We start from the raw sequence: 4,097 nt of genomic DNA, 5'->3' as shown, positions 1-4,097 counted from the left end.
GCGAGAGCATCATTCCCAGGTAGAGGGGGATCAGGAGCGGCGCCAGCAGCGTGCTCACCAGCACCGCCAGCGCCCCTTTCTGCGGCTGGATGCCGAGTTCCATGGCGATCACCACCACGTTGGAGGCCATGGGCACCACGCTCAGCAGCAAGAGCGCCATGCCGAGCTCGACGGAAAGCGTAGCGACGGCGTCGAGTATCAGCACCACGGCGAGCATCATCACCGGCCAAAGAAGGTAGCGAAGCCCCACGCAGGCGACCACGAAGCGCGTGTCCCAGGCAGCGAGCCTCACCTGGCTCAGGGTCATGCCGATGATCATCATGCCCAGCAGCGTGTAGCTTGCCGGGAACACCTCGAGCGACGCCATCACCGGTGTCGGCAGGCGAAGCGACAGCGCGCCGAGCAAGAGCGCCAGAGCGAAGGCGTAGAGCAGCGGTAGGCGGCTGATCTTCACAAGGCTCTGGCGCACCGAGAACTGGCCGCGGGCGCTCAGGTAGAAGCCGACGGTGAACTCGTAGAGATTGATGCCCAGCATGCAGAACAGATAGAGCGTGACGCCCTCCGGCGGCAGCAGGATCAGCGCGATGGGCAGACCGAAGTAGCCGGTGTTGCCGGTGCCCGAGGAGAACGCCAGAAGCGCCGCCTCGTGGGCGCCGAACACGCGCCGCGCGAGGTGATTGACCGTCAGCGCCACGGCGCTGGTCAGCAGGAACAGCAAAAGCGTCAGCGCCAGGTAGTTCGCCGTGGGCTCGCCATTCATCAGCGAGCGAAACACGGTGAGCGGCGCGATCACGTAGACCAGCAGGGTCGCGATGGGGCGGGGGTCGACCGCCAGGCGGCGCGCGGCGATGAAGCCGAGCGCGACGAAACTCAACAGTGTCAGCAGTGGCCCCAGCAAGGTGGCCGGCGATAGGTCCATCGCGGTTTCCCGGTCGTCGGTGAATCGTGCTGGCCACTATGAGCCAGATTGAAGTTGTGGCGTGAAATCTTTCATTGGCCCTGGCGGGCGTCAAACGCCAGAATGGCCACGATACCACTTCAACGCCCGCGCGAGGCCCTCATGAGCAGCCAAGAACATCCGTTAGGCATCAGCTTCGAATTCTTTCCGCCCAGCACCGACGCCGGGCGCGAGAAGCTGATTCATGTGCGCGATGAGTTGGCGGCCCTCCAGCCGCGGTTCTTCTCGGTCACCTACGGTGCCGGCGGCTCCACCCAGGCGCGCACCCGCGAGATCGTGCGCCGAGTCGGTGAAAGCGGCATCACTACCGCCCCGCATCTCTCCTGCATCGGCAGCGAGAAGGCCCAGCTGCGCGACCTGCTCGCCCAGTACCGGGAGGAGGGCGTATCGAGCCTGGTGGCGCTGCGCGGTGACCTGCCCTCGGGCATGGGCAGCATCGGCGAGCTGCGCTACGCCAACGAGCTGGTCGAGTTCATCCGTGCCGAAACCGGGGATCACTTCGAGATCGCCGTGGCGGCCTACCCGGAGTGTCATCCACAGGCGGCCAACCTGGACCGGGATGTGGACAACTTCGCGCGCAAGATGAAGGCCGGCGCCGACATGGCCATCACCCAGTACTTCTTCACCGCCGACGCCTACTTCCATTTCGTTGACAAGGCGCGCGCCCAGGGCATCACGCAGCCGATCATCCCCGGCATCATGCCGATCACCAACTACACCAAGCTGGCACGCTTCTCGGACGCCTGCGGCGCCGAGATCCCGCGCTGGCTTCGCAAGCAGCTCGAGGCGCTCGGTGATGACAGCGAAGCGATCGGCGATTTCGGTACCGAGGTGATCAGCCGACTCTGCCAGCGGCTGCTCGACGGCGGCGCCCCGGGGCTGCACTTCTACACCCTGAACCAGTCCGCACCGGTGCTGAAGGTGGTCAAGAACCTGGCGGGCTGATCGCGGCCTGCCCATCGAAAACGCCCGCAAGGCAGAGCCTTGCGGGCGTTCTTCGTTCAGAAGGCGATCAGGTGGGGTGGGGCGAGGAGGCGAGCTGGCGCCGCTGCAGGACGAACAGCGCCGCTGCGATGGCGAGTCCCGCTACATCGGTATAGATACCGCCGTAGATCAAGAACATCGCCCCGACCAGCATCACCAGCCGGGTGACACCGTTGACCGGTCCGAAGAACCACTTCTGCACCACGCCGGAAAGCAGCACGATGCCGAGCGTGGCGGTCACGCCCACGCGCAGGATCTGCAGCGCCGAGCCCTCCATCAGCATGGCCGGGCTGTAGAAGAACATGAACGGCACGATGAAGGCCGCAAGACCGATCTTGAACGACGCCACCGACGTGCCCATCGGGTTGTCGCCGGAGATGCCCGCCGCCGCGTAGGAGGCCAGCGCCACCGGCGGGGTGATCGCCGACACCACCGCGAAGTAGAACACGAAGAAGTGCGCCACCAGAGGCTGGATGCCGATGTTGATCAACCCCGGTGCGACCACCGACGCCGCCACCGCGTAGGCGGCGGTGGTCGGCATGCCCATGCCGAGCAATATGCTGATCAGCATGGCGAACACCAGCGCCAGAAGCTGGCTCACGCCGGCAAGCCCGAGCAGCAGCGACGAGAAGCGCGCGCCGACCCCGGTCAGCGAGATGACGCCGACGATCAGGCCCGCGCAGGCGCACACGGCGATGATCTGGATCGACATGGTGCCGGCGAGCTGCAGCGCCTTGAGGATCGACCGAATGCCCATCTTGTGCGGCGAGATCCAGCTCACCACCGCCGCCGAGGCGGTCGCCAAGGTGCCCGCGCGAATCACCGAGTAGCCCATGAACAGCGCCGCCACCAGGATGATGATCGGCGCGAACAGGTAGGCCTGCTTCACCAGGTGGGAAAAGCGTGGAATCTCGTCGCGGCGCATGCCGCGCATGCCCTTGCGAGCGGCTTCGAAGTCCACCATGAAGTAGATCGAGGCGAAGTAGAGGATCGCCGGAATCAGCGCGGCGATGGCGATCTCGGTGTAGGGAATGCCGGTGACTTCCGCCATGATGAACGCGCCCGCGCCCATGATCGGCGGCATGATCTGCCCGCCGGTGGAGGCCGCCGCCTCGATGGCGCCGGCACTGCGCGCGGGATAGCCCACTTTCTTCATCAGCGGAATGGTCAGGGAACCCGTCGACACCACGTTACCGGCGGAGGTGCCGTTGATCATGCCCATCAGGCCCGAGGCGAAGATCGACACCTTGGCAGGACCCCCGCGGGCGCGCCCGGCGGCGGCGAAGGCGAAGTTGACGAAGTAGTCGCCCACTTTCGAGGCCTGCAGGAACGCGGCGAAGATGATGAACAGGATGATGTAGGTCGAGGAGACCGCGGTGGTCGGCCCGAGAATGCCGGCGTCGGTGTAGACCTGGCTGAAGAAGCGCTGCAGCGACAGCCCCGGGTAGCCCAGAAAGCCCGGCAGATAAGGCCCGGCGAAGACGTAGACCAGAAACACCGCCGAGATCACCACCAGGGCGAGGCCCGCCACGCGCCGGGTCAGCTCGAGAATCAAAAGCGAGCCGGCGATCGCCGCCCAGGAGATGCCGATCGGCGCAAAGGAGGTGCCGGTCGAGGCGCGCAGCGGCGTGTTGTAGATCAACAGCAGATAGCCCGCAGCGGCGATCGCGCACACCATCAGCACCAGGTCCGCCGGGTTGAAGCGGTGACGCGCCTGGCGCAGGAACCAGGAGAGCACGATGGCGGCCGCGGTGGTCGCCATCAAGGGGTAGCCGAAGTGCAGGCTCTCGATGGCCGGGTCGATGCGCATGGCTCCGCCGTTCAGGGCCTGGCGCATCAAGAAGACCTGAAACAGCGTGTAGGCGGCGGGAATCAAGAGCGCCAGCGCCACGCCCTTGAGCCAGGCGGGCGAGGCCACGGCGTCGCTCTCGGCGAAGCGGGCGCCGGCGAAGAGGCCGTAGCCGAGAATCAGGGCACCGGCGATGTGCACGATGCGAAACGACCAGGTCTCGATCGGGTAGACGTTCAGCGAGAACAGGTGAAAGCCCGAGTAGGCGATCGCCAGCCCCGCGAAGAGCAGAAACTGCCAGCCGGCGAACACCCGGCGGTTGGGTTCGACGACCTCCTCGTCCACGCCGTCGGCGATGGCGGCGGT

At 66.1% G+C, this 4,097-nt stretch carries 3 protein-coding genes; 1 reads left to right on the top strand and 2 read right to left on the bottom strand.

Annotated elements, in window-relative coordinates; translation table 11 throughout:
• Nucleotides 1-919 (bottom strand): AEC family transporter (locus tag BIS11_RS12290; protein WP_253586135.1); only part of this gene is annotated, 919 nt, incomplete at its 3' end.
• 141 nt (nt 920-1,060) lie between these two features.
• Between BIS11_RS12290 and metF the strand changes: the two genes are divergently transcribed.
• On the top strand, nt 1,061-1,903 hold the full coding sequence (gene metF, locus BIS11_RS12285; protein ID WP_253423866.1) for a methylenetetrahydrofolate reductase [NAD(P)H]: 843 nt from the start codon (nt 1,061-1,063) through the stop codon (nt 1,901-1,903).
• 67 nt (nt 1,904-1,970) lie between these two features.
• On the opposite strand, the gene BIS11_RS12280 is transcribed toward metF, so the two are convergent.
• Nucleotides 1,971-4,088 carry a TRAP transporter fused permease subunit gene (locus BIS11_RS12280; protein ID WP_253586136.1) on the bottom strand — a complete coding sequence of 706 codons (2,118 nt, stop codon included), beginning with the start codon at nt 4,086-4,088 and terminating at the stop codon, nt 1,971-1,973.
• Between the last annotated feature and the right edge of the window lie 9 nt (nt 4,089-4,097).

Source organism: Halomonas sp. 707D4, from assembly GCF_024158685.1.
In the GTDB taxonomy this organism is placed as follows: domain Bacteria; phylum Pseudomonadota; class Gammaproteobacteria; order Pseudomonadales; family Halomonadaceae; genus Vreelandella.
Note: the sequence above shows the minus strand (reverse complement) of the source record. Positions and strands in the feature narration are given on the sequence as shown.

What these genes read in the sequence shown, in the direction of transcription:
- metF (WP_253423866.1), top strand. Translation starts at nt 1,061, where the DNA reads ATGAGCAGCCAAGAACATCCGTTAGGCATCAGCTTCGAATTCTTTCCG.